The following is a 20,529-nucleotide window of genomic DNA, read 5'->3' as shown; positions in this document are numbered from 1 at the left end:
CATGCTGAGCCGCGCAGCCGACAATCTCTACTGGATGATGCGCTATACCGAACGCGCCGAGGCGATGGCGCGCATCCTCGATGTGGCCCATCGCATGGCGCTGCAGGGCAGCGTCGGCGCGCAGCGCGGCGGACCCTGGGAGCCGGCGCTGATCATCGCGGGCTGCGACAAGGCTTTTGCGCTGCATGGCGGTCCGGCGACGCCGCGCAACGTCATCGACTTCCTCTCCTTCGCGCCCGACAATCCGTCCAGCATCTATGCCTGCCTGCGGGCGGCGCGCGAGAATGCGCGCGCCATGCGGGCGCAGATCACGTCGGAAGCCTGGCAGAGCATCAACGCCGCCTGGCTGGAGATGCGCACGCTCACCCATGACAAGGCCGAGGCGGACGGCTATTCCATTTTCTTCGACTGGGTGCGTGAACGAAGCCATCTCTTTCGCGGCGTGGCCGAGGCCACCATGCCGCGCGGCGATGCCTATCGCTTCATGCGACTCGGCACGCTGATTGAGCGCGCCGATGCCACCGCGCGCATTCTGGATGTCAAATACCATATCCTGTTGCCATCGCCCGGCGATGTCGGCGGCGCAGTGGATTATTATCAGTGGGCGGCCTTGCTGCGCTCGGTGTCCAGCTTCCGCATCTACCGCCAGATCTATCGCGACGCGATCCGCCCGATCAAGGTGGCCGAGCTGTTGATCCTGCGCGAGGATATGCCGCGCAGCCTGCATGCCTGCTTCAGCGAGATCGTCGACATCCTGCATGAACTGCGCGAAGGCTATCGCGTCAATTACCGCTCGGTGCGGCTGGCCGAGCGCATGCTGATGCGCCTGCGCTACGGCAAGATCGAGACGATCTTCGAGCGCGGCCTGCATGAATATCTGACCGAGATCGTCGACGCCAATATCGAACTCGGCGCCCAGATCGCGCAGGATTTCATGCAGCCGGCGTGACGTTGCGTTTGAAAAAGGCAGCCTAGCGTAAGCCAATGACCTATTGCGTCGGCCTCTACCTCAATGACGGCATCGTCATGCTGTCCGACAGCCGCACCAATGCCGGCGTCGATTCCATCGCCACCTTCGGCAAGATGCATCTTTGGGAAAAGCCGGGCGACCGTGCACTGGCCATTGGCACGGCGGGCAATCTGTCGCTCAGCCAGTCGGTGGTGGCCTTGCTGCGCGAGACCTTTACCGACAGCGACGGACGGCTCTGCGACCTGATGCAGGCGACCAGCATGTTCGAGGCGGCCGGCATGGTCGGCGCGGCGATCCGGGAAGTCGCCCGCCGCGATGGCGACAGCCTCAAGCAGCAGGGGCTGGAGCCTGCGCTCTCGATGCTGCTGGGCGGCCAGATCAGCGGCCGGCCGCATGAGCTTTATATGCTCTACTATGCGGGCAACTTCATCCGCGCCACGGAAGACACGCCGTTTCTGCAGATCGGCGAGATCAAATACGGCAAGCCGATCCTCGATCGTGTGATCCGGCCCGACACGCCGCTGGTGCAGGCGGCAAAATGCGCGCTGGTATCGATGGATTCCACCTTGCGTTCCAACATCTCGGTCGGCCTGCCGCTCGATCTCGTGGTGCTGCGCAAGGATCATCTGCAATTCGCGCTGCGCAAGCGCATCACCGAGGATGATCCTTATTTTACCTCGATCCGCAGCCTGTGGGGCGAAGGCCTGCGCAAGGTCTTCCAGACGATTCCCGATCCAAACTGGGGCCTCTAAACCGCCGCTTTACTTCGGCTGATGCGCCAGCACTTCGGCCGGTACGGGAGTGAACTGGCTGGCGCCCGGCGGCTGCCACAGCAATTGCAGCGTCGCGGTGTTGCGCTTCTGGAAATACCAGATGGTCAGCGGATACCAGCCTGGCTGGGTGACATTCACCGCGGCTGGCGTGGTCATGCGGTCGGCGTGCACGTCCGGATCTTCCACCAGCATCGGCCCGCCGAGGAAGACGCGCACGCCATCATTGGAATTGACAACGAAATAATGCTCGCCGCGTTCCAGCTTGATCAGCCCGTCGAAGCGGATGCCGTACAGGCTGTCCATGCGGGACTCCCACAGCTTGCCGGCGGTGCTTTCGTCCAGCACCGGGACCGGTGTGCCCACCTCGCCCTGGGACGGATCGGCGGCGGCGCGCACAAGCTCATCAATATGGTTGAACAGCAGGTTGCGGTAATAACGCGGCAGCAGGCCGGGCTTTAAGCTATCGGATGCAGGCTGCGGACTGAGCGGCTGCGGCTTACCCTGAGCCATGACCTGCGGGACGAGGCCGGTCAGAGCGGCGAAAAGCAGGCCGGCGATGACGGATCTGGCGATGAATGAGCGGCGCGCGATCATGGGCTGTTTTCCTGTTGGAGCCAGCCTATCAAGCTCGTGCCCAAGCCGGCAAGCAAGCCGTCTTGCCGGTCGCGCCTGTCCCGGATCAATCTATCCCAGATCAATGGTGACGATGATCGGTGCGTGGTCGGAAGCCTTTTCCTTGCCGCGCATTTCCTTGATCACCTGGGCATGCTTCAGCTTGCCCTTGAGCTGCGGGCTGACCCAGACATGGTCCAGCCGGCGGCCTTTATCCGCCAATTCCCAGTTGGGTGAGCGGTAGCTCCACCAGGAATACAGCTTCTGCTCCGCCGGCACGAAATGGCGCACGGCATCCACCCAGTCGCGCGCGGCCTGCATTTTCAGCATGCCTTCGGTTTCCACCGGCGTGTGGCTGACCACGTTCAGAAGCTGCTTGTGCGACCAGACATCGGTCTCCAGCGGCGCAATGTTCAGATCGCCGACCAGGATTTCCTTGCCGCCCTTCTTTTTCAGTTCCATCGACCAGGCGGTCATCTCGGCGACGACTTCCAGCTTATGGGCGAATTTGTCGTTCTTGACCGGATCGGGCACGTCGCCGCCGGCCGGCACGTAATAGTTATGCAGCACCGTGCCATCGGGCAGCTTGGCGGAGATATGGCGGCAATCGTTGCGGCCGCACAAAGCGCGCATCTCGTGCAGTTCGACCTGATGTTTGGCGAAGATGGCGACGCCGTTATAGCCGGGCTGGCCCTTGATCAGCCGCGTCGTATAGCCATGCGCATCGAACAGCTCATGCGGAAACTGGTCGTCGCGCACCTTGGTCTCCTGCAGGCAGAGCACGTCCGGCGCGTACTGGCGCAGGAAGCCGTCCATCAGATCAAGGCGGGCGCGGATGGAGTTGATATTCCAGGTGGCGAGGGTGATGGGGCCTTTCGGCGCGGCAGGTTTCTTCGGCATGGCCTTTGATTAGCACGAACCGCGCGGGCGCATAAACGGTCTCGCCCCCCTTGCCTGAGCCGGGAGGAGCCTCACTTTTTGGCTGAACGCCAAGGAGGTGCGCCATGCCGATGCGTTTGGAAGGATCCTGCCGCTGCGGCGCGGTGAAATTCTCGGTCGACAGCCATGCGCCAGTGCCCTACCAGCTCTGCTACTGCTCGATCTGCCGCAAGACCGCCGGCGGCGGCGGCTTCGCCATCAATCTCTCGGGTATTGCCGACAGCCTGAAGGTGACAGGCAAGAAGGCGCTGGGCGTCTACCGGGCGGAAATCTGCGACGACGACGGCAGCAATTGCGAGACCAGCACGGGCGAGCGGAATTTCTGCAGAAAATGCGGCTCGGCCCTGTGGCTCTACGATCCCACCTGGCCGGATCTCGTGCATCCCTTTGCATCTGCCATTGACACCGAACTGCCGGAGCCGCCCGCCAAGGTGCATCTCATGCTGCGCTACAAGCCGGGCTGGGTGAAGCCCGATATTGGCAAGCATGACGAGACCTACGATCTCTACCCGCGGCTTTCGATCGCCGACTGGCACAAGAAGCACGGCGTCTGGGTGGAGTGAGATAAGCTGGGCCGGCTTACCACTTCCGCCATGCCACGGCTGGCCGCGGCATGCACGAGTTCCTTGTCTTTGTTGTGCAGTGAAAACAACGCATGGATGGCGCGCCTGAAGGATGCCATGACGGCATAAGCCTCACCTCTTTATCTGCGCCGGATCGTAATAGAAGCGCTCGCGCCAGATCTTCTCGCCCTTCCAGGTCTGGTGCGCCAGTTCCTCGATGCGCCGCTTCGAGCCGTCCTTGAATTCAAACTCGAATACCCAATGCACCACCACGCTATCGCCCTCGATCAGCACCGGCCGGATGTATCGGCTGCGCACGCTCGCCGCGTGGTCCAGCACCTTCTGCTCATGTGCCATCAGCAGATCGCGGCCCTGGCGCGGTGGGTTTAAGTTCTCCTGCATGCTGGCATCTTCTGTGTAGAAGTCGCGGATCGCGCCGACATGGTCATTGGATTCCACGACGGCGATGAAGGCTTCGACGGTCTCTCTGCTGGGCATGTTTCCTCGGTCTTCCGGTGATTCCTGGCAGGGCCTTGCGGCATTTTGCCACTTGGCTGGACCATAGCAGCCGGATGCGCAATATTGTCATCATCGTCATCCGATCCGAGGTGACTGCGATGTTGACCCGCGCTGACAAGATTTTCGCCATTGCCATTACCGCTGCCCTGGTGGGCGCCCTGCTGGGCGCCAGCGTGATGGCGCTGCGTTTCTGGAACGGCATGCCCGGCGATCTCGATCCGGCGGCGATCACGCCGATGATCATCGGCGTCAGCTTCAGCCTGGTGGTCGGCGCGGTTGTGGTCGGCATTTTCCTCTATGGCCGCCGCAAGGAAATCGAGCGCGACAAGAAGCTCTGACTGGCAGCTCTGTCTCGCTGCCGTTCCAGTCCTGGTGGATTTAGGCGACACCTTCTCCAACCTTATCCCGCAGTACCGTAAAGCGGATATCCACCGTCTTCCGGCAAAATCGCGTACCCCGGCGGGTCGGCCAAATGATGGAGCAAGAGGCCGAGATGGACTGGTCGGGGTGGGTATGTTGCCGGCATCGGCTACACGCATGGGTTTTACCGCCAGCTGACGCCGGCGCTGCAGCAATTCGCGCTGCTGTCGCGCGGGGTGGAAAGCGGCGTCGATCTCGAGCATTTCATCTATTGCGATCTCGGCTGCGGCCAGGGCTTCAACGTCAATCTGGTGGCAGCTGCTCATCCCGGCGGCGAGTTTCACGCAACCGACTTCAATCCGGTTCATATTGCCGGCGCACGCAGGCTCGCCAGGCAGGCCGGCGCCACCAACATCCATTTCTACGATGACAGTTTCGAAGACTTCGGCCGCCGCACCGATCTGCCGGATTTCGACATCATCGTGCTGCATGGCATTTTCAGCTGGGTTTCGGCCGAGAACCGCCGCCTGATCGTCGATTTCATCCGCAGCTTCACCACCAAGCAGCTTCCGGGGCTGCAACAGCTCGGGGTCGCGTAATCTTTTATTGATTTAATCCCTCACGCGCGCCCTAGCGTCACCCGCGGGTTCGATCCGCGGGTCTTGCCGCCATGACACAAAGATGCCCGGGCCAGCCCCGGCAAGAGAGGCGTGTCTCTCAGACCAGAACGTCAGAACAGATTGAACGTGTTGCCGACAATCCCGAGCGGCAGGCGGCCAGCTTCGAACAGGCGGAACTTCACTGCAAAGGGATGCTCGGCATCGCCATCGGCGGCCAGCACCAGAGCGGCCTGATAGGCGGCCTGCGCCGCAGCCCCGGCGGCGACACGGATCAGGGCTTCATCGGCAACGCCGGCGCGCGCAGCCGAAACCGCTGCCAGGCCATGCGAAACCTCGCTTGCCTTGGTCGAGACATGGGTCAGCGCCACCATCAGGTCATGTTCGGGATTGAGGCTGAGCGCTTCCTCCAGCAAAGCCTTGCGCATCTGCTCTTCGGCCTGCCACCAATCCTGGCTCCAGTCCGGCGCCTGCGCGGCAGCGGCTGCAGCCCGCCAGTCTTCCACGGCAGCGACGCTGACATCGGGAAAGCCCAGGGCCGAGACATAGGCTTCGGCATCGGCGATCTCGGACGGCTCCAGCGGCTCGCCGACGGCAGAAAACCAGCTGATCCGGCCGCACAGCTTCGACAGCCGCGCAACCGCGCGCAGGCCTTCGAGGTCGTCGCCCCGCGCCTCGTCGCTCATCGCGTCCATCTCATCGTCGTCATTGGCCACTTCGACAATCTTGGTGATCTTGGGCATGATTCATCCACTTATCGCCGTTACCGGCCGAGCCCTCTGCTGGGTGAGAGCCGGGGTCCCTTTTCATCTCGGCGCCATTCATTTCAACAAATGGGATCCCGGCTCTCCGCTTCGCTTCGGCCAGGATGACATGAAAATTACCTGTTGCCGCGGCTTTCGCGCCACAGGCCGAGTTTCTTCTGCACCGGGCGATCCGAGAAGCTGAAGATCACCGCATCGCTATTTGGCGCATGGTGGCGATGCGGCACCCAGCTCGGGATCACGAAAGTATCGCGCTTGCGCCAGTCGAAACGCAATGCCTCCGGGCCGTCGCCGACCAGGGTATAGCCTTCACCCTCCACCACGCTGAACACCGTGGCGTCGGATGAGCGATAGCGCTCGCCTGCAAAGCCCTTCGGCAGAAGCTGCATGAACGTGCCGATGGTCGGCATCGCGCTTTCGCCATTCGCCGGATTGACATACTGCACCTTCAGCCCGTGACAAGGGTCCCATTCATTGCTGCGGCGCATGGTTTCCAGCGCCTCGCGGGTGCGGCGATAGGGATAGTTGAAAACCGGCGAGGTCGGCGTCGCCGCCTCGTAATCCACCGGCAGAAGGCCCGAGCCGTAGCGCGCCAGCGCATCGCCCACCGGCCGCGCCAGCGGCTGGCTGTCTTCCGGATAGCGTTCCATGAAGGAGCAGTCGAGCGTCTGCACGATGGGGATGTCGAGCCCGTCCATCCACACCATTGGTTTGTCGGTCTCGTTGCCGTGATCGTGCCAGGTCCAGGAGGGCGTGATGACGAAATCGCCTTCCTCCATGATGGTCTTCTCGCCATCAACCGCCGTGTAAGCGCCGCTGCCTTCCACGATGAAGCGCAGCGCCGATTGCGTATGGCGATGCGAGGGCGCCACTTCGCCCGGCATGATCAGCTGCAAGCCGGCGTAAAGCGCGGTGGTGATGCGCGATTGTCCCGGCATGCCAGGATTCTCCAGCACCAGCACGCGGCGCTCGGCTTCCTTGGCCGTGATCAGGCTGCCCGCTTCCATGATGAAGCCACGGATTTCGTCGTAATGCCAAATCGCCGGCTGGCAGGCGCTTTTCGGCTCCTTGATCACCAGGCCATGCAGCACTTCCCATAGCGGCGCGAGCTTGTGGCCGCCGATCTTGTCGTAATAGGCCTTGCGCTGCTGCAGCACCGCGGGATCGATATTGGGGCGCTGGGTCATGGCGTTTTCCTCCTCCCCGCTCGCGGGGCGCCGGTATTTTTTAGGCGAGCTATTTAACCGCCAAACCTCGAGCCCGTCACTCGCGGTCTTAATCCGCGGGTTTTCATTCGTTTGCGAAAGATGCAGATCAAGTCCGCGCATGACGGCAAAGGTTCAGGCCGCCTGCGCGGGCAGTTCGGGCAGCTTCAGCTTGAAATGGCCTTCCACCAGTTCCTTCACGCGCATCAGATAGTCGGCCAGCATGTCTTCGTTGCTGCGCTGCTTGATGCCCCATTTGCGGTAGATCTCGTTATTCTTCGAGCCCGCCCGGCCGAAGAAGGCCGGCAGATAGGGGAAGTAGCGGTTGATGGCGTCCTGCACCTCGGCGCGGCCCTCCTCGGTCTGCAGCAGCTCGTCGCAGAAATCCTTGCCGAACTGCGCATGGAAACGCTCTTCCGGCATGGTCATGCGCGAAAGATTGCGCAAGGGCAGGAAGCTGCAATGGGCGAGATCTTCCACCTGCAGGATTTCCGCCAGATCGGCGATTGCTTTGATCACGCAGAATTCCGCCCAGGTCTTGAGCGGGAATTCAAAGATCGACAGCGGGCGCTTCTCCGCATTGGGGACCATCTTCTCTTCCGGAATCCCCATCTGCTCGCCCAGTTCGCGGAAGCGCACGTGATGGCCATATTCCTCCATGGCGACGCGGCAGGTCAGCCATTTGGCATAGGGCGTCGGCGCCAGCGCGATTGCCGGCTCGTCGAACACCCGCGCGCCATACAATTCGTTGATTGCATGGCTGATCACGATCTTTTCCAGTGCGACGCGGAATTCCTCCGGCTGAGCAGCCAGTTCCTCTACGGTTTTGACGACGGGGGCGTTCATGGTTCCTCTCCTGTTATGATCTTGTCCTAAACGATGGGCTCGGTATTGAAGGCCTCCAGATCGGTCTTCAGATCCGTGTAATGCGGCGCGAACTCCTTCGCCGCGGCCTCGCTCAAGGCAGCAAAATCCCAGTCGCGGTCCAGCTTGGCGATGCGCGCAGCCGGCCGCGGCTGGTTGAACAGGAAGATCTCGCGGCCGCGCACGCCGAAAAGCTGTCCGGTAATCTGCGCGCCATGATCGGAGCATAGCCAGCTCACCAGAGTCGCCACATGTCTGGGCGCTATCTTCAGCGCGCGCTCCTTATAGGCGGCCTGCGCGTCATTCGCCGGCTTGATGCTGTCGGTGACGCGGGTGGCGGCAAAGGGCGCGATAGCATTGCAGGTCACCTGGCTGCGCGCCATGTCCATGGCAATGACGCGGGTCAGGCCCAGCAGGCCAGCCTTCGCGCTGGCATAGGCCGCCTGGCCGAAATTGCCGTAAAGCCCGGCCGAGGACGTGATGTTGACAATGCGGCCGAAAGCGCGTCCGGCCTTCTGCTGTTCGCGCATATAGGGCGTGGCGGCAGCGGCCAGATAGAAGGCCGCAAACAGATTGGTGCGCAGAACGGCTTCGAAATTCGCCGGATCGCTTTTGAAGATGAAGGCATCGCGCAGAATCGCGGCATTATTCACCACGATATCGATGGCGCCGAAGGTATCGACCGCCAGCTTCACCGCCTGGCTCGCCGCTTCGGGGCTGGCAATGCTTTGCGGAAAGGCCACCGCGCCAATATCTGCCGCTGCCGTGGCGGCCACCGCGGGATCGGCGCCCATGCCGTCGATGCCAGTGCCGTGATCGGCGATCACCACTTTTGCGCCGCGTGCCATCAGATCGGCTGCGATGGCAAGGCCGATGCCCCGGCCGCCGCCGCTGACCAATGCCACGCGATCTTTCAACTCCGTACTCATGCAGCGCCCTTGTTCAATGCGGCCTTGTCGGCCTCGGTATAAAACGCATCGGCATGGCAATGCTCGCGCGGCAGGCCAGCCGCGCTCAGCGCCGCCATGCAGGTCTCAACCATCGGCGGCGGCCCGCAGAGATAGGCTTTCGCATCGCTCAGCGCGGGATGATCAGCCTTCACCGCATCGGCCAGGAAGCCAGTGCGCCGGCTGGTCGGGCCGCCCGGCTGCGACAGCACCGGCGTGAAGGTGAAATGCGGATGCTTCCGCTCCAGCGCGCGGAAATGCTCCTCCAGATACAGGTCGCGTTCGTCGCGCACGCCGAAATACAGATGGATCGGCTGTGTCATGCCCAGATGCAGCGCGCGCTCCACAATCGACTTGATCGGCGCCAGCCCCGAGCCGCCCGCCAGCGCCAGGATCGGCCCGCCATGGTTTTCGCGCAGAAACGAAATGCCGCGCGGGCCTTCAACGGTTGCCTTGTCGCCCGGCTGCAGACGCTCCAGCACGTAAGGGCTGACTTTGCCGCCCGGCACCAGGCGGATATGGAATTCCAGCACCGGCTCGCCCGGCTGGCTGGCCATGGAATAATCGCGGGTTGGCAGGCCGGCGAAGGTGACGGCGGCATATTGCCCGGCGGAAAATACGAAGGGTCCGCCGCTGTCGATGGATAGCCGGATGCGGCGGATGTCATGCGTCATCGCATCATTGCTGATCACGCTGCAGCTGAGCTTGCGCTGCGGATGTGCGGCGATCTCACCCTCTTCCAGCCAGGCGACTTCGCAGTCAGACAGCGGCGTGGCACGGCAGGCGAGGATCAGTCCGGCACCGCGCTCTTCATCCGACAGCGCGAATTCCGAATAGGGGATCATCTCGACATCGCCGCGGATCAGCATCGATTTGCAGGCTCCGCAATTGCCCGACTGGCAGCCGCAGGGATAGTCGAAGCCGGCATATTGCGCAGCCGACAGGATGGTGTCGCCATCTTCCACAAGAACGGCTTCCGGCAGCTGACGCACAACCACACGATGGGCCACGGCTCCGTTTCCTCCCTGATTTTCGAGCCGCTCCGATACTAGGAAGCGACAGGATGCATGTCAAATTGTTTGCATGACAAACAATCAGCGTGTTTGCCGATTAATGCTCAATAGGATAGAAGAGAGATGAAGCGGTCCGGGCAAAAGAAAACGCCCGGTCGGGGGGCGAACCGGGCGTTATGCGCATATTTGGTCTGCGCCAGAGAAGTGCCGAGAGGGGGGGATCTCGCGGCACCAGCGACGGCATCGCCGCCGCTTAACTGTCATATGGGTCCGCCAAGCGGGGTTGCCAAGTGGGCGAAATCAACATTTCCGTGAAAAAAGGCCGCGCAGCCGGGAAGGGCCGCAGCTCCGCCAACGAAGCATCATCATCGTCTTCCACGACACCGCCACGCCGCATCGTTGATCGCGGAATTCTGCCGGATTTGCTGGGATACAGCCTGCGGCGCAGCCAGGAAGCGGTATTCAGCGCTTTCGTCAGCATGGTGACGGCCAAGCTCGGTGCGGCGGAACTCACGCCTGGCCAGTTTGGCGTTCTTGCGATCATCGCGGCAAATCCGGGCCTGAAGCAGATCGAACTGGGTGGCGCGCTCGGCGTTGACCGCTCCACGGTGGTTGCTGCCGTCGACAAGCTGGAAAAGCGCGGCTTGGTCGAACGCCGCGCCGTGCCGAAGGATCGCCGCGCGCATGCGCTGACGCTCACCCCGGAAGGCCAGCGCGTCTACAGGAAGGCGCTAGCTTTGGTCGAGCGTCACGAAGCAAAGATCGCGGAGAATTTGAGCGCGGCGGAACGTACAACACTGTTCGCGCTGCTGAGCAAGGTGCAGGCCGCAGCCGAAACCGCCTAGCCGCGCGTCTGTCAGGTATCGAGCGTTTCAGTTCGACGCGAATTCCGGATCGACCAGACGATAGCCCAGCCGCGGCTCGGTCAGCAGAAAGCGCGGCGCATCCGGATCTTTCTCCAGCTTGCAGCGCACCTTGCGCGCCAGCACCCGCAAAGCCTGGCGCTGCTCGGCAGTATCGTAGCCCCACAATGTTTCGGTAAGCTGGCGCGTGCCGACCGGCTGGCCGCTGCGCTGCGCCAGCATCTTCACGAACCGCGCTTCCATCGGCGACAGCCGCACCGGGCGGTCTTCGCGTCTTGTATCGCCGGTGGTGATGTCGATCTGGAACGGCCCGACCTGAACGACGCCATTGCTGGCGGCGGCAGCTTCCTGCTGGCGGCGCAGGGCGGCGCGCACGCGGGCCAGCAATTCGCCGGGATCGAAAGGCTTGGTGACGTAATCGTCGGCGCCCAGATCCAGCGCGCGGATTTTGACATCCACTTCTTCGCGGCCGGACAGGATGATCACCGGCAGGTTGGAATGCTGTCCGCCCCGCAACCGCTCCAGGACATCGAAGCCGCTGATATCCGGCAGGCCGATATCCAGCAGTATCAGATCCACGCCGGCTGTCTGCGTCAGGCCGCCCTCCCCGGTTGCCGCCTCGCGAACCGTGTAATGCGCCGCCTCTAAGGCTGCGCGCAGCGCAGCGCGGACGGGTTCGGAATCCTCGACCAGGAGGATGGTGCGCGGTGAGTCAGGCTTGCGGACGGACGCCAGGATCGTCTCCCCCTTGTTAGGGCCGCTGCCGGCCGACGTATTCGCCTTGTGGAAGAGGTTAACGGGAAAGTCCCGCGCCGCCAAGAGGTTACCATGCGTCAGGCGCAAGGCCTGTCTGCCGGCCGTTCAGCCGAGCGTCGGTATCCCGCCGCCGATATCGAGAAAGCGCAGATTTCTGCCAAGGCTGTGCGCCACCGGATCGGCGGCGCTGCCCCATTGCCAGTGTGGCAGGCGGCTCACGGCGATGAAGAGCTGGCAGGCCGCGCGGTGGTCATCGGGCAGCACCGGCGCGATGGCGAGTTCCACTTCATTGCGCTGGCCCGATTGACGGTCGATTGCCAGATGCAGCAAGGCGGCGCAGGGCTGGTTGACCATCTGCCACAGACGCTGGCCGCGCTGCGGCTGATAGGGCCGATCGGTCAGCGCAATCAGGTTGCGTTTGGTCAGCGTCGAGCCGAATTGACGCTCCACTTCGGTGCCGGCCAGGCGGATTGTCGCGCGATCCGGGCCATTCACTTCCAGGACCATGAATTGCGGCATCAGTTTGCAGATCGAGAGCAGCTCGACATCGCGCCGCAACGGCACCAGCCTGTCGCCGCGCCAGTGATGCCAGGCTTCCAGGAAATGCAGGCTTTCAGGGCTGCACGGCTCGCCGCCGATGGCGTCCGGCTCGCTGGCGGCAATGGCTGGGTTCAGCAGCCGCAAGGGTTCCGTGTGTGCAAAAGGCTCGGCGCATGAGGGAAAAAGATCGCTGTCGGAAAACATGACGGTCACTGCACCCGTTGTGCCAGCAGATGCAGATTGCCGGTCAAGGGCGGAATGCCGGCGCCGATATCGATGAAACGCAGACCTTCACCTTCGGCATAAGATTCCGGTTTTACCTTGCTTTGCCCGGGTGGTGATGTCAGCGGCGTCGCGCAGGCCAGGATCAGCGTCGCCTGCGTCGCGCCATCGGCCAGCAGCGGTGCGGAAACCAGTTCCACCGGCGTCAATCCGCCGGCCTTGCCGTCCAGCCAGTAATAGATCACCGCAGCGCAGGGCTGAGCTGCTTCGGCCAGCAGCAGCGCGGCGCGGCGGGCACGGTTCTGCGGCGTCGTCAGATCAAGATAATTGCGTCCGGACAGTTCGGTGCCCAGCAGGTCGTGCACGGTGCTGCCGGCGAAGCAGATCGTCACTTCATCTCGGCCGCGGATGCCCAGAAGCAGGCAGCGTGTCAGCAGATCGCCCAGGCTGTCGGTATCCAGCCGTCGCCGCTCCGGCAGCAGCTTGCCATCCCGCCAGCTATCCCAGATGGCGAAGAACCGGCGGCTCGGGCCGGTCAGGGGAGTGGGCAAGCTGGCGAGGAGATCCATGCTGTTAAAATAGCAAGGCTCGTTCCAAGTGAATGCTTATGTTTTGATTATGTTTTCAGCCGGTTACGGACGATTTCAGGCGGCATCTTGACCTTCCTATAATGGGAAGCCTTATCTCTCTGAGGCAGAATTCCTGAGAAATCCTACAGCGGCCGCATTCTGCCGCGGAAGAGAGTGTCATGTCCCAGCCTGCATCCGGTCTTGCCACGGCCGCGCCCACTATCAGGCCGTCAAATGACAGCGTGTCCAATGTCGTCGATCTGCCTGTCCAGGGCATGAGCTGCGCCTCCTGCGCCGGCCGGGTCGAGAAAGCCCTGAGCGCCGTTCCCGGCGTCGTCGCGGCGCGGGTCAACCTGGCCAGCGAAACCGCGCGTGTTGAATTCGCCGGCGCGCCGGAGATTGCGCCGCTGATTTCGGCTGTCGAAAAGGCCGGCTATGGCGTGCCGACCGAGCAGCTCAGCGTGCAGGTCAAGGGCATGAGCTGCGCTTCCTGCGTCGGCCGGGTCGAAAAGGCGCTCAAGGCGGTGCCCGGCGTGCAGGCAGCCAGCGTCAATCTGGCCAGCGAACAGGCAACCGTAACCGTCGCGCGCGGCGCTGCTGATCTGGCGGCGCTGATCGCTGCGGTGAAGAAGGCCGGCTACGATGCCTGCCCTTTTGACGATGCTGCCTCGCTGCAGGATGCGCGCGAGGACGAGGCAGCGCGACAGGTCGTGCGCGAACGTAATCTTGCTGTTCTGACGCTGGCGCTCAGCCTGCCGCTGCTGGCCGGCATGGGTTTCGACCTGGCGGGGCTGCATCAATTCATGCTGCCGGGCTGGATGCAATTCGCCATCGCAACGCCGGTGCAGTTCCTGCTCGGCTGGCGCTTCTATCGTGCGGGCTGGAATGCCTTGCAGGCCGGCAGCGGCAACATGGATCTGCTGGTGGCGCTCGGCACTTCGGCGGCCTGGGGTTTGAGCACCTGGATGCTGCTGACGGCAGCCGGCATGCCGCATCTTTATTTCGAAGCTTCGGTGGCGATCATCGCCTTCGTGCGGTTGGGCAAATGGCTCGAAATGCGCGCCAAGGGCCAGACGGTGGCCGCCTTGCGCGCGCTGATGAAGCTGAAGCCGCAGACCGCGCGGGTGCGCCGTGCCGACGGCCGCGAGGAAGAAGTACCAAGCGCGCTGCTGCAATCCGGCGATCTGCTGGTGGTGCGCGCCGGCGAAGCCTTCGCCGCCGATGGCACAATTATAGAAGGCAATGGCAGCGTCGATGAGGCGATGCTGACCGGCGAAAGCCTGCCGTTGGAAAAGGCGGCTGGCGACGCCGTGCATGCGGGCACCATCAACCGCGACGGTCTGATCGTCGCCCGCGTGATTGCGGTGGGCAGCGAGACCATGCTGTCGCGCATCGTGCGCCTGGTGGAAACCGCGCAGGCCAGCAAACCGTCGATCCAGAAGCTGGTCGATCGCATCAGCGCGATCTTCGTGCCGGTTGTCGTCTTCATCGCCTTGCTGACTTTCGTCTTTACGCTGTCGCTTGGCGGCGGCGATATCGAATTGGCGCTGATCCACGCCGTCGCGGTTCTGGTGATTGCCTGCCCTTGCGCGCTCGGTCTGGCGACGCCGGCAGCATTGATGGTCGGCACCGGCGTCGCAGCCAGGCATGGCATCCTGATCAAGGATTGGGAAGCACTGGAAGCGGCGCGCACGGTCGGTGTAGTCGCCTTCGATAAGACCGGTACACTCACTGAAGGCAAGCCGGTGGTCACCGATCTGATTGCCGCCGACGGCGATATGCAGGCGTTGCTCAGCGATGCCGCTGCCTTGCAGGCCGGTTCGCAGCATCCCCTGGCGATGGCGCTGCGCGAGAAGGCCGCTGGCTGTCCGCTTGTTGGCGTGGAAAATTTCCGCGACCTGCCGGGCAAGGGAATCGGGGGCGATCTGGCCGGCCGCAGCCTGCTGCTCGGCAACAGGCGCCTGTTGCAGGAGAATAACATCGATCTGGCGCCGCTGCTGAAGCGCGCCGAAAGCCTGGCGCAGCAGGGCCGCACGATCTCGTGGCTGGCCGAGATCGCGCCGCGGCCAAGGCTGCTTGGCCTGATCGCCTTCGGCGACGAGCCGAAGGCGACGGCGGCTGCAGCCGTGGCGCGGCTGAAGGCGATGGGCATCCGCACAGTGATGCTTTCAGGCGACAGCAAGGGCGCGGCATCTGCCATTGCGGCGCGGCTCGGCATCGATCAGGTCGAGGCCGAAATCCTGCCGCAGGACAAGGCGGCGCTGATTGACAGGTTGCGGCAGCAAGCCAAAACCAAGGTGGCGATGGTGGGCGATGGCGTGAACGATGCGCCCGCCCTGGCGGCTGCCGATGTCGGCATCGCCATGGGGACCGGCACCGACGTTGCCATGCATACGGCGGGATTGACCTTGATGCGCGGTGATCCGGCATTGGTGGCCGATGCCATTGCCATTGCGCGGGTCACCGATGCCAAGGTCAAGCAGAACCTGTTCTGGGCTTTCTTCTACAATGTGGTCGGCATTCCTCTGGCCGCCATCGGCCTGCTCAATCCGGTTCTGGCCGGCGCGGCAATGGCGCTGAGCTCCGTATCGGTGCTGACCAATGCGCTGCTGCTCAGGCGGTGGCGCCCGGCATCGTCGTAAGGCCCGAACCGATCGTCGGGCAGACATCGAGGGATGATATGAATATTGGCCAAGCCAGCGAAGCCTCCGGCGTCACCGCCAAGATGATCCGCTATTACGAAAGCATCGGTCTGATGCCGCCGGCGGGCAGAACCGGCAGCGGCTATCGCGTCTATGGTGAGCAGGATGTGCACATGCTGCGCTTCATCCGCCGCGCCCGCGATCTTGGCTTCGCGCTCGACGATATCCGCACGCTGCTGGGCTTATGGCGCGATCGCGAGCGGCCTTCTGCGGCAGTCAAGGCGATTGCGCTCAAGCATATCGACGAGCTGACGCAGAAAATCGCCGAATTGCAGGCGATGCGGCGCACTCTGCAGCATCTGGCGGAAGCCTGCCATGGCGATGGCCGTCCGGATTGCCCGATCCTCGATGATCTGGCTGAAACCGGTCACGACGGCGCGCGTCCTGCCAAGGCGCAGACATCCACAAAGATGCAGATCAAGAAAAACGGCGGGGATCGCTCCCCGCCGTGCCACTAGGCCGGTTTCAAGCCGGATTAGTTGAACCAGTAACGCAGGCCGATGCGGGCGACATGCTGGCTGCCGTCATCGGTGCCGTTGCCGCCATTGTTGATCCACTGCAAGCGATAGGCCGGAACGATGTCGATCTGCTGGGTCAGGCGATAGCTGACGCCGATTTCGCCGAACAGCGTCAGATCCGTGCCGTCGTCGCCCGCCGCGATCGTGTTGCCGCCCGAGGTCACAGCCCGGCGGTCGTCGCGGGTATACAGGATGCCCGCGCCCGCGCCGGCATAGGGCGTCAGGCCGACCCAGCTGCCGAAATCGTAAAAAACGGCGCCGGTCAGGCTGTATTGATCCACGCTGCCATTGGTCTGCACGGTGGCGGCCGGCGAGCGGAAGCGCACGAGGTCATGGTCGAACTGGCCGTAAGCGGCTTCGACTTCGGTGCGGAAGCCGTTGCCATAGCTGTAGCCGGCGCCCAGATAGAAGCCGTAGCCGTTATCGTGCTTCAGCTCCTCGACGGCGCCATTGCCTTCGTAATCGCGCGGCACTACCCAGGCGCCGCCCGCCGTGCCGTACCAGCCGGTCTTGAAGGAATCCTGGGCCAGGGCCGGCGTTGCGAGAAAAGCCAGAGCCGCAGCGGAAAGCAGAAGACGACGCATGTGATCAAACCTTAAACTATTGGGGAGATGGTTACGCGGATTTGCGAATTCACAGATCAGCCGGGGAGCCTCGAATCACCGAGCCTTGAATGGAGAGCGGCATGGACAGCGGCGGAACCCGGAGAGGTCCCGCCGCCCCCCAGTTCGACGCCCCCCGGCGCTGAACTGCGAAATTCGGCTGGTCAATCCCGCATCCAGGCTCACGCACCGGAATGCCAGTACCAGGCTGCGGCATGAACCGTGGTCTAACTAGTCAGAACCGCCGGAGCAGCAAGATAGTGTCGGCAGAAAACCGAGCAGCGTTGTAGATTTGCAACAGTTCCAGCGCAGCACTTGCGATTGAGTCCGACCGCGTTACATCAGGCCTTTGGACGGTCAAGGCAGGCGTTTACTTCATGTCTCGCGACGATGACGACCCGGTTCGGCCGGTGGAGCCGGACTGGTCGACAGCCTTGGTGCTGGTCTGTTCCGAATGCGACGGCGGCAGGGGCGCGGATCTCGCCAGCGAGCTTAGGCATGCGGTCAAGGATGCCGGCCACAAGAAGGATGTGCGGGTGGCACGCTGCCGCTGCCTCGGCATCTGCCCCAAGCATGGCGTTTCGGTGACGGTGGCCGGATCAACCCGCCCTACGCGCAGCTATGTCGCCGCGCCGAAGGCAAAAGGCACCATCGCAACGTTGCTGTCCGCGATTCTGAAGCGCGAAAGCTGAAAAGCTGACGAAAACCCTTCTTCCGGGAACTTCTGTGCAGAACGCGGGTTGCAGGGCTATCCCGACAATTCCAGAAACCCCGCGACCCATTCAAGAAACCCCGCGACGCATGAGGAGGAGTGAATGCGTCTGTATAGCGCCGATATTGCTTTCGTTCCGGTCCATCCTGGCCCGACGGCTTTTGTGCTCGCCACCCACCGCAACAAGACGGTGCGTGTGCGCGCCACCAAGTCGGAAGAGGCCGCCCGATCGCTGGCGGATGAATTGCAGCATGCCTTCGATGCCCATGCGCTGCCCGACGACGTGGCCGACAAGCTCAGCGACCGCTTTCAGCTTTCCAATAAATAGCAGGCGCGATGAAGTGACGGTCACGAATGCGCCTGCCACTGGCGGGCGCTCTTTTGCTGCTCGCTTGCATGGCATTCGCGCGTGATCAGGCGCGCGCTGCGCTGGCCGGTCGTGTAGATCCACAGCCAGCGGATTGCGACCAGCATGCGGTTCTCGAAGCCGACCAGCAGAAAGACATGCACGATTCCCCAGATCAACCAGGCGAGGAAGCCACGCAGCCTGGTGCGGCCGAACTGCGCCACGGCAGCATTGCGCCCGACGGTGGCGAGACTGCCGCGCTCGCGATAGCGGAAAGGCGGGATCGGCGCACCGTCGTCGAGATGCCGCGCCAGGGCATGGCCCAGATGCCGGCCCTGTTGCTGCGCGACCTGCGCAAGGCCCGGCAGCGGCTTGCCGCTTTCATCCAAGCAGGCAGCGGCATCGCCCAGCACGAAGACCTCAGGCCGTTCAGCCAGCGACAGGTCCGGCTGAACCACGACGCGCCCGGCCTTGTCGGTCGGTACCCCAAGCCAGCGTCCCAGCGGCGGCGCAGCCACGCCTGCGGCCCATAGCACGGTGGCTGCGGGCACGACGCTGCCATCGGCGGTCAGGCCGTCCGCGCGCACATCCTGGACCGGCGCGCCGGTGCGCACTTTCACGCCAAGTTTCACCAGTGCCCGCTCGGCATAGCGGGCCAGATCTTCCGGCAGTTGCGGCAGCAGCTGCGGCCCCGCCTCGAACAGAATGATCTCCGCCTGCTCGGGTTTGATGCGGCGGAACTCACGCGGCAGGGTCTCGCGCGCCAGTTCCGCCAGCGCGCCGGCCAGCTCCACGCCGGTTGGGCCGCCGCCGACCACCGCTATTGTCATCAGCCGCCGACGTTCGACCTCATTGTCGCTTTGCTCGGCATGCTCAAATGCCAACAGGATCTGGTTGCGGATCCGCCGCGCATCGTCCAGCGTCTTCAGGCCCGGCGCAAAACGTGCCCATTCGGGATGACCGAAATAGCCATGGGTCGCACCGATGGCGAGCACCATGATGTCGTAATCGAGCGGCCCGGCGCCCTCCAGCATCACGCGCTGTCGGTCGGCATCGAGGCTGGTCATCTCATCCAGCAGCACGGTCGTATTGGCGCAGTTTCGCAGAATATGGCGGATCGGTTGGGCGATTTCGCCCGCCGACAGCGCGGCGGTGGCAACCTGATACAGCAGTGGCTGGAACAGATGATGGTTCACGCGGTCCACCAGCGTCACCCGGCAGGCGGCATCCTTCAGTCCGCGCGCCACCTCCAGGCCGGCAAAGCCGCCACCTACGATCACCACATGCGGCACCGCGCGCGCCGGCCGCGCGCTGTCCTTTCGCATCGCCATTGCATAGCTCCAGTCGGTTTCCAGGACAGAAACCGGGGCGCCAGCCTTTGTTCAGGAAGAAGTTCGCCGCGTTTACGGCGTGATGCGATAGAGCCGAACGCCATAGGGCTCGAATGTGTCGTAAAAGCGCCCGCGCGCTGAATCCTGCTCCAACGACAAGGCGGCGTCAGGCCCGGTAAACCGCGCGATCCGCCGCAATGGCCTGTCGAAATCGACGCGGATCGCATGGTCATAAGCGTCGAGATTGACCGCGATCATCAGCCAGCCGTCCTCCCAGGGTTTCAGCAGGCTGCGCACCGGTGCGGGCATGGCGCTTTCAGACGATGCCAGCGCGATCATGTAGGGCTGATCGATATCGGGCCGCAGCAGGGCAGGCCTCAGCCGCGCAATCGCGCGGTTCAGCCCCGCAACCGTATCCCATAGCCTTTTTGATGCTGCGACCTCCGCCGGGCTGGCGCGGTAGGGCGGTGCCATGATTGCCACATGATCGGTCTCGCCGCGCATGCCGATGCCGTAATCGATCTGCGGCGCCGCTGCGATGCCGATGGCGCCGGCATTGCGCGCGGCATAATTGTCCTCGCCCTGCCAGATCAGGCCACTGGCGCCATGCACCAGCGCGGCATAAGCCAGTGCGCGCGCTTCATTGGGCTGCAGCAGGCGCTGCTCCGCCGTGCCATGGGCGGGCAGCAGCGCCCAGACTGGCCGCCCGTCTTTGATCGCCGCCTGTGCCGCGGCAGCGAAATCGTCGATGCGGACGGGATCGCGCGGCATGGCGATCACTGCGGCGGCCGAGGCATCGAGCAGAACCGTCAGGCCGCGATCGCTGTCATCTTCGTGCCGGGGCCGCAGCAGGCGGACGCCCGAGCCTTCTGCGGCGCGCAGCAGGGCGGGCAGCGGCTGATCGGGATCGCCAACCACGGCATTGAAATCGGCGGCGAAGGCATCGGCAAAGCCGCGGCTGACGCCGCGCCGGTAGTCGACCAGCGCGCCCCCTAAGGCCAGCGGAAGGAAGGAAAGCTGCGGATCGAAGCTGTGCCGCAGCCGGCCGGCCTCATCCAGATGCGGCAGGATCTGCAAATGCGGCCGCTGCACCGCGCTGTCTATGCGCAGATAAGCCGCGTCGCGGTCGGCGGCGCAGCCGGCCAGCAGAAGCAGGCCAGGCAGCAGCAAGCCGAACAGCCATGCGCCGGGCAGCAATGTGCTGGTCCAGCGCGGCGCCACG

Annotated in this window: 24 protein-coding genes; 10 read left to right on the top strand and 14 right to left on the bottom strand. The window is 63.6% G+C overall.

Annotated elements, in window-relative coordinates; translation table 11 throughout:
• Position 1 precedes the first annotated feature (1 nt).
• Positions 2-949 (top strand): alpha-E domain-containing protein, encoded by a 948-nt coding sequence (locus Q0603_RS09625; protein ID WP_298725004.1) that lies wholly within the window; start codon positions 2-4, stop codon positions 947-949.
• Between the two features lie 35 nt (positions 950-984).
• On the top strand, positions 985-1,722 hold the full coding sequence (locus tag Q0603_RS09620) for a peptidase (RefSeq protein ID WP_298725003.1): 738 nt from the start codon (positions 985-987) through the stop codon (positions 1,720-1,722).
• Between the two features lie 9 nt (positions 1,723-1,731).
• Here Q0603_RS09620 and Q0603_RS09615 read toward each other — a convergent pair whose 3' ends face one another.
• Both Q0603_RS09615 and xth read right to left on the bottom strand, forming a co-directional pair.
• The gene (locus Q0603_RS09615; protein WP_298725002.1) at positions 1,732-2,337 is read right to left on the bottom strand and encodes a PA14 domain-containing protein; all 606 of its coding nucleotides are present in this window, start codon (positions 2,335-2,337) and stop codon (positions 1,732-1,734) included.
• Between the two features lie 90 nt (positions 2,338-2,427).
• Positions 2,428-3,255: an exodeoxyribonuclease III gene (gene xth, locus Q0603_RS09610; RefSeq protein WP_298725000.1), complete on the bottom strand. Its 828-nt coding sequence runs from the start codon at positions 3,253-3,255 to the stop codon at positions 2,428-2,430.
• A gap of 104 nt (positions 3,256-3,359) precedes the next feature.
• On the opposite strand from xth, the gene Q0603_RS09605 reads away from it, so the two are divergent.
• Positions 3,360-3,857 carry a GFA family protein gene (locus Q0603_RS09605; protein ID WP_298724997.1) on the top strand — a complete coding sequence of 166 codons (498 nt, stop codon included), beginning with the start codon at positions 3,360-3,362 and terminating at the stop codon, positions 3,855-3,857.
• A 132-nt stretch (positions 3,858-3,989) separates the two neighbouring features.
• Here Q0603_RS09605 and Q0603_RS09600 read toward each other — a convergent pair whose 3' ends face one another.
• On the bottom strand, positions 3,990-4,355 hold the full coding sequence (locus tag Q0603_RS09600) for a nuclear transport factor 2 family protein (protein ID WP_298724995.1): 366 nt from the start codon (positions 4,353-4,355) through the stop codon (positions 3,990-3,992).
• Between the two features lie 74 nt (positions 4,356-4,429).
• Here Q0603_RS09600 and Q0603_RS09595 point away from each other — a divergent pair, with 74 nt between their 5' ends.
• Together Q0603_RS09595 and Q0603_RS09590 are read left to right on the top strand one after the other, a co-directional pair.
• Positions 4,430-4,714, top strand: a complete 285-nt coding sequence (locus Q0603_RS09595; protein WP_298724993.1) for a hypothetical protein — start codon at positions 4,430-4,432, stop codon at positions 4,712-4,714.
• A gap of 258 nt (positions 4,715-4,972) precedes the next feature.
• A complete protein-coding gene (locus Q0603_RS09590; RefSeq protein ID WP_298724991.1) occupies positions 4,973-5,335 on the top strand; it encodes a class I SAM-dependent methyltransferase in 363 nt (120 codons plus the stop codon).
• Positions 5,336-5,466: 131 nt separating this feature from the next.
• Here the strand turns inward: Q0603_RS09590 and Q0603_RS09585 are convergent, their stop codons facing one another.
• The 5 genes from Q0603_RS09585 to Q0603_RS09565 form a co-directional block, all read right to left on the bottom strand.
• Positions 5,467-6,096: a hypothetical protein gene (locus Q0603_RS09585; protein WP_298724989.1), complete on the bottom strand. Its 630-nt coding sequence runs from the start codon at positions 6,094-6,096 to the stop codon at positions 5,467-5,469.
• Between the two features lie 137 nt (positions 6,097-6,233).
• Positions 6,234-7,304: a gentisate 1,2-dioxygenase gene (gene gtdA / locus Q0603_RS09580; protein WP_298724987.1), complete on the bottom strand. Its 1,071-nt coding sequence runs from the start codon at positions 7,302-7,304 to the stop codon at positions 6,234-6,236.
• A 153-nt stretch (positions 7,305-7,457) separates the two neighbouring features.
• The gene (locus Q0603_RS09575) at positions 7,458-8,168 is read right to left on the bottom strand and encodes a Phenylacetic acid catabolic protein (protein WP_298724985.1); all 711 of its coding nucleotides are present in this window, start codon (positions 8,166-8,168) and stop codon (positions 7,458-7,460) included.
• Between the two features lie 26 nt (positions 8,169-8,194).
• Positions 8,195-9,115 carry an SDR family NAD(P)-dependent oxidoreductase gene (locus Q0603_RS09570; protein ID WP_298724983.1) on the bottom strand — a complete coding sequence of 307 codons (921 nt, stop codon included), beginning with the start codon at positions 9,113-9,115 and terminating at the stop codon, positions 8,195-8,197.
• The gene (locus tag Q0603_RS09565) at positions 9,112-10,143 is read right to left on the bottom strand and encodes a 2Fe-2S iron-sulfur cluster-binding protein (protein ID WP_298724981.1); all 1,032 of its coding nucleotides are present in this window, start codon (positions 10,141-10,143) and stop codon (positions 9,112-9,114) included. Before Q0603_RS09565 ends, Q0603_RS09570 begins: the two co-directional genes overlap by 4 nt.
• Before the next feature lie 293 nt (positions 10,144-10,436).
• Between Q0603_RS09565 and Q0603_RS09560 the strand changes: the two genes are divergently transcribed.
• The gene (locus tag Q0603_RS09560) at positions 10,437-10,991 is read left to right on the top strand and encodes a MarR family transcriptional regulator (RefSeq protein WP_298724979.1); all 555 of its coding nucleotides are present in this window, start codon (positions 10,437-10,439) and stop codon (positions 10,989-10,991) included.
• Positions 10,992-11,018: 27 nt separating this feature from the next.
• On the opposite strand, the gene Q0603_RS09555 is transcribed toward Q0603_RS09560, so the two are convergent.
• Genes Q0603_RS09555 through Q0603_RS09545 form a run of 3 tightly spaced genes read right to left on the bottom strand, consistent with a single transcriptional unit; the run spans position 11,019 to position 13,096 of the window.
• Complete coding sequence (locus tag Q0603_RS09555; RefSeq protein WP_298724977.1) at positions 11,019-11,852, bottom strand: response regulator transcription factor; 834 nt, start codon at positions 11,850-11,852, stop codon at positions 11,019-11,021.
• Positions 11,853-11,870: 18 nt separating this feature from the next.
• A complete protein-coding gene (locus Q0603_RS09550; RefSeq protein WP_298724975.1) occupies positions 11,871-12,509 on the bottom strand; it encodes a PAS domain-containing protein in 639 nt (212 codons plus the stop codon).
• A gap of 5 nt (positions 12,510-12,514) precedes the next feature.
• Positions 12,515-13,096, bottom strand: a complete 582-nt coding sequence (locus Q0603_RS09545) for a PAS domain-containing protein (RefSeq protein WP_298724973.1) — start codon at positions 13,094-13,096, stop codon at positions 12,515-12,517.
• 179 nt (positions 13,097-13,275) lie between these two features.
• Here Q0603_RS09545 and Q0603_RS09540 point away from each other — a divergent pair, with 179 nt between their 5' ends.
• Both Q0603_RS09540 and cueR read left to right on the top strand, forming a co-directional pair.
• Entirely contained in the window at positions 13,276-15,738 is a 2,463-nt protein-coding gene (locus Q0603_RS09540; protein WP_298724971.1) for a heavy metal translocating P-type ATPase, read from the top strand.
• A 38-nt stretch (positions 15,739-15,776) separates the two neighbouring features.
• Positions 15,777-16,256: a Cu(I)-responsive transcriptional regulator gene (gene cueR, locus Q0603_RS09535; protein ID WP_298724969.1), complete on the top strand. Its 480-nt coding sequence runs from the start codon at positions 15,777-15,779 to the stop codon at positions 16,254-16,256.
• 17 nt (positions 16,257-16,273) lie between these two features.
• Here cueR and Q0603_RS09530 read toward each other — a convergent pair whose 3' ends face one another.
• Positions 16,274-16,900: an outer membrane beta-barrel protein gene (locus tag Q0603_RS09530; protein ID WP_298724967.1), complete on the bottom strand. Its 627-nt coding sequence runs from the start codon at positions 16,898-16,900 to the stop codon at positions 16,274-16,276.
• Between the two features lie 395 nt (positions 16,901-17,295).
• Here Q0603_RS09530 and Q0603_RS09525 point away from each other — a divergent pair, with 395 nt between their 5' ends.
• Entirely contained in the window at positions 17,296-17,610 is a 315-nt protein-coding gene (locus tag Q0603_RS09525) for a (2Fe-2S) ferredoxin domain-containing protein (RefSeq protein ID WP_298724965.1), read from the top strand.
• A gap of 123 nt (positions 17,611-17,733) precedes the next feature.
• On the top strand, positions 17,734-17,958 hold the full coding sequence (locus Q0603_RS09520) for a hypothetical protein (RefSeq protein ID WP_298724963.1): 225 nt from the start codon (positions 17,734-17,736) through the stop codon (positions 17,956-17,958).
• Positions 17,959-17,978: 20 nt separating this feature from the next.
• On the opposite strand, the gene Q0603_RS09515 is transcribed toward Q0603_RS09520, so the two are convergent.
• Together Q0603_RS09515 and Q0603_RS09510 are read right to left on the bottom strand one after the other, a co-directional pair.
• Entirely contained in the window at positions 17,979-19,307 is a 1,329-nt protein-coding gene (locus Q0603_RS09515) for an NAD(P)/FAD-dependent oxidoreductase (protein WP_298724961.1), read from the bottom strand.
• A gap of 72 nt (positions 19,308-19,379) precedes the next feature.
• Positions 19,380-20,528: a hypothetical protein gene (locus Q0603_RS09510; protein WP_298724960.1), complete on the bottom strand. Its 1,149-nt coding sequence runs from the start codon at positions 20,526-20,528 to the stop codon at positions 19,380-19,382.
• Position 20,529: the final 1 nt, after the last annotated feature.

The sequence above is a fragment of the uncultured Ferrovibrio sp. genome (assembly GCF_937960835.1).
In the GTDB taxonomy this organism is placed as follows: domain Bacteria; phylum Pseudomonadota; class Alphaproteobacteria; order Ferrovibrionales; family Ferrovibrionaceae; genus Ferrovibrio.
The sequence above is the reverse complement of the archived record's forward strand: the minus strand, read 5'-3'. Positions and strand labels throughout refer to the sequence as shown.

Excerpts from the sequence above, each read along its gene's own strand:
- Q0603_RS09585 (WP_298724989.1), bottom strand. The coding sequence starts at position 6,096 with ATGCCCAAGATCACCAAGATTGTCGAAGTGGCCAATGACGACGATGAG.
- Q0603_RS09520 (WP_298724963.1), top strand. The coding sequence starts at position 17,734 with ATGCGTCTGTATAGCGCCGATATTGCTTTCGTTCCGGTCCATCCTGGC.
- Q0603_RS09615 (WP_298725002.1), bottom strand. The coding sequence starts at position 2,337 with ATGATCGCGCGCCGCTCATTCATCGCCAGATCCGTCATCGCCGGCCTG.
- Q0603_RS09545 (WP_298724973.1), bottom strand. The coding sequence starts at position 13,096 with ATGGATCTCCTCGCCAGCTTGCCCACTCCCCTGACCGGCCCGAGCCGC.
- Q0603_RS09595 (WP_298724993.1), top strand. The coding sequence starts at position 4,430 with ATGCGCAATATTGTCATCATCGTCATCCGATCCGAGGTGACTGCGATG.
- Q0603_RS09525 (WP_298724965.1), top strand. The coding sequence starts at position 17,296 with ATGTCTCGCGACGATGACGACCCGGTTCGGCCGGTGGAGCCGGACTGG.
- cueR (WP_298724969.1), top strand. The coding sequence starts at position 15,777 with ATGAATATTGGCCAAGCCAGCGAAGCCTCCGGCGTCACCGCCAAGATG.
- Q0603_RS09620 (WP_298725003.1), top strand. The coding sequence starts at position 985 with ATGACCTATTGCGTCGGCCTCTACCTCAATGACGGCATCGTCATGCTG.
- Q0603_RS09550 (WP_298724975.1), bottom strand. The coding sequence starts at position 12,509 with ATGTTTTCCGACAGCGATCTTTTTCCCTCATGCGCCGAGCCTTTTGCA.
- xth (WP_298725000.1), bottom strand. The coding sequence starts at position 3,255 with ATGCCGAAGAAACCTGCCGCGCCGAAAGGCCCCATCACCCTCGCCACC.
- Q0603_RS09575 (WP_298724985.1), bottom strand. The coding sequence starts at position 8,168 with ATGAACGCCCCCGTCGTCAAAACCGTAGAGGAACTGGCTGCTCAGCCG.
- Q0603_RS09570 (WP_298724983.1), bottom strand. The coding sequence starts at position 9,115 with ATGAGTACGGAGTTGAAAGATCGCGTGGCATTGGTCAGCGGCGGCGGC.
- Q0603_RS09540 (WP_298724971.1), top strand. The coding sequence starts at position 13,276 with ATGTCCCAGCCTGCATCCGGTCTTGCCACGGCCGCGCCCACTATCAGG.
- Q0603_RS09600 (WP_298724995.1), bottom strand. The coding sequence starts at position 4,355 with ATGCCCAGCAGAGAGACCGTCGAAGCCTTCATCGCCGTCGTGGAATCC.
- gtdA (WP_298724987.1), bottom strand. The coding sequence starts at position 7,304 with ATGACCCAGCGCCCCAATATCGATCCCGCGGTGCTGCAGCAGCGCAAG.
- Q0603_RS09605 (WP_298724997.1), top strand. The coding sequence starts at position 3,360 with ATGCCGATGCGTTTGGAAGGATCCTGCCGCTGCGGCGCGGTGAAATTC.
- Q0603_RS09515 (WP_298724961.1), bottom strand. The coding sequence starts at position 19,307 with ATGGCGATGCGAAAGGACAGCGCGCGGCCGGCGCGCGCGGTGCCGCAT.
- Q0603_RS09530 (WP_298724967.1), bottom strand. The coding sequence starts at position 16,900 with ATGCGTCGTCTTCTGCTTTCCGCTGCGGCTCTGGCTTTTCTCGCAACG.
- Q0603_RS09625 (WP_298725004.1), top strand. The coding sequence starts at position 2 with ATGCTGAGCCGCGCAGCCGACAATCTCTACTGGATGATGCGCTATACC.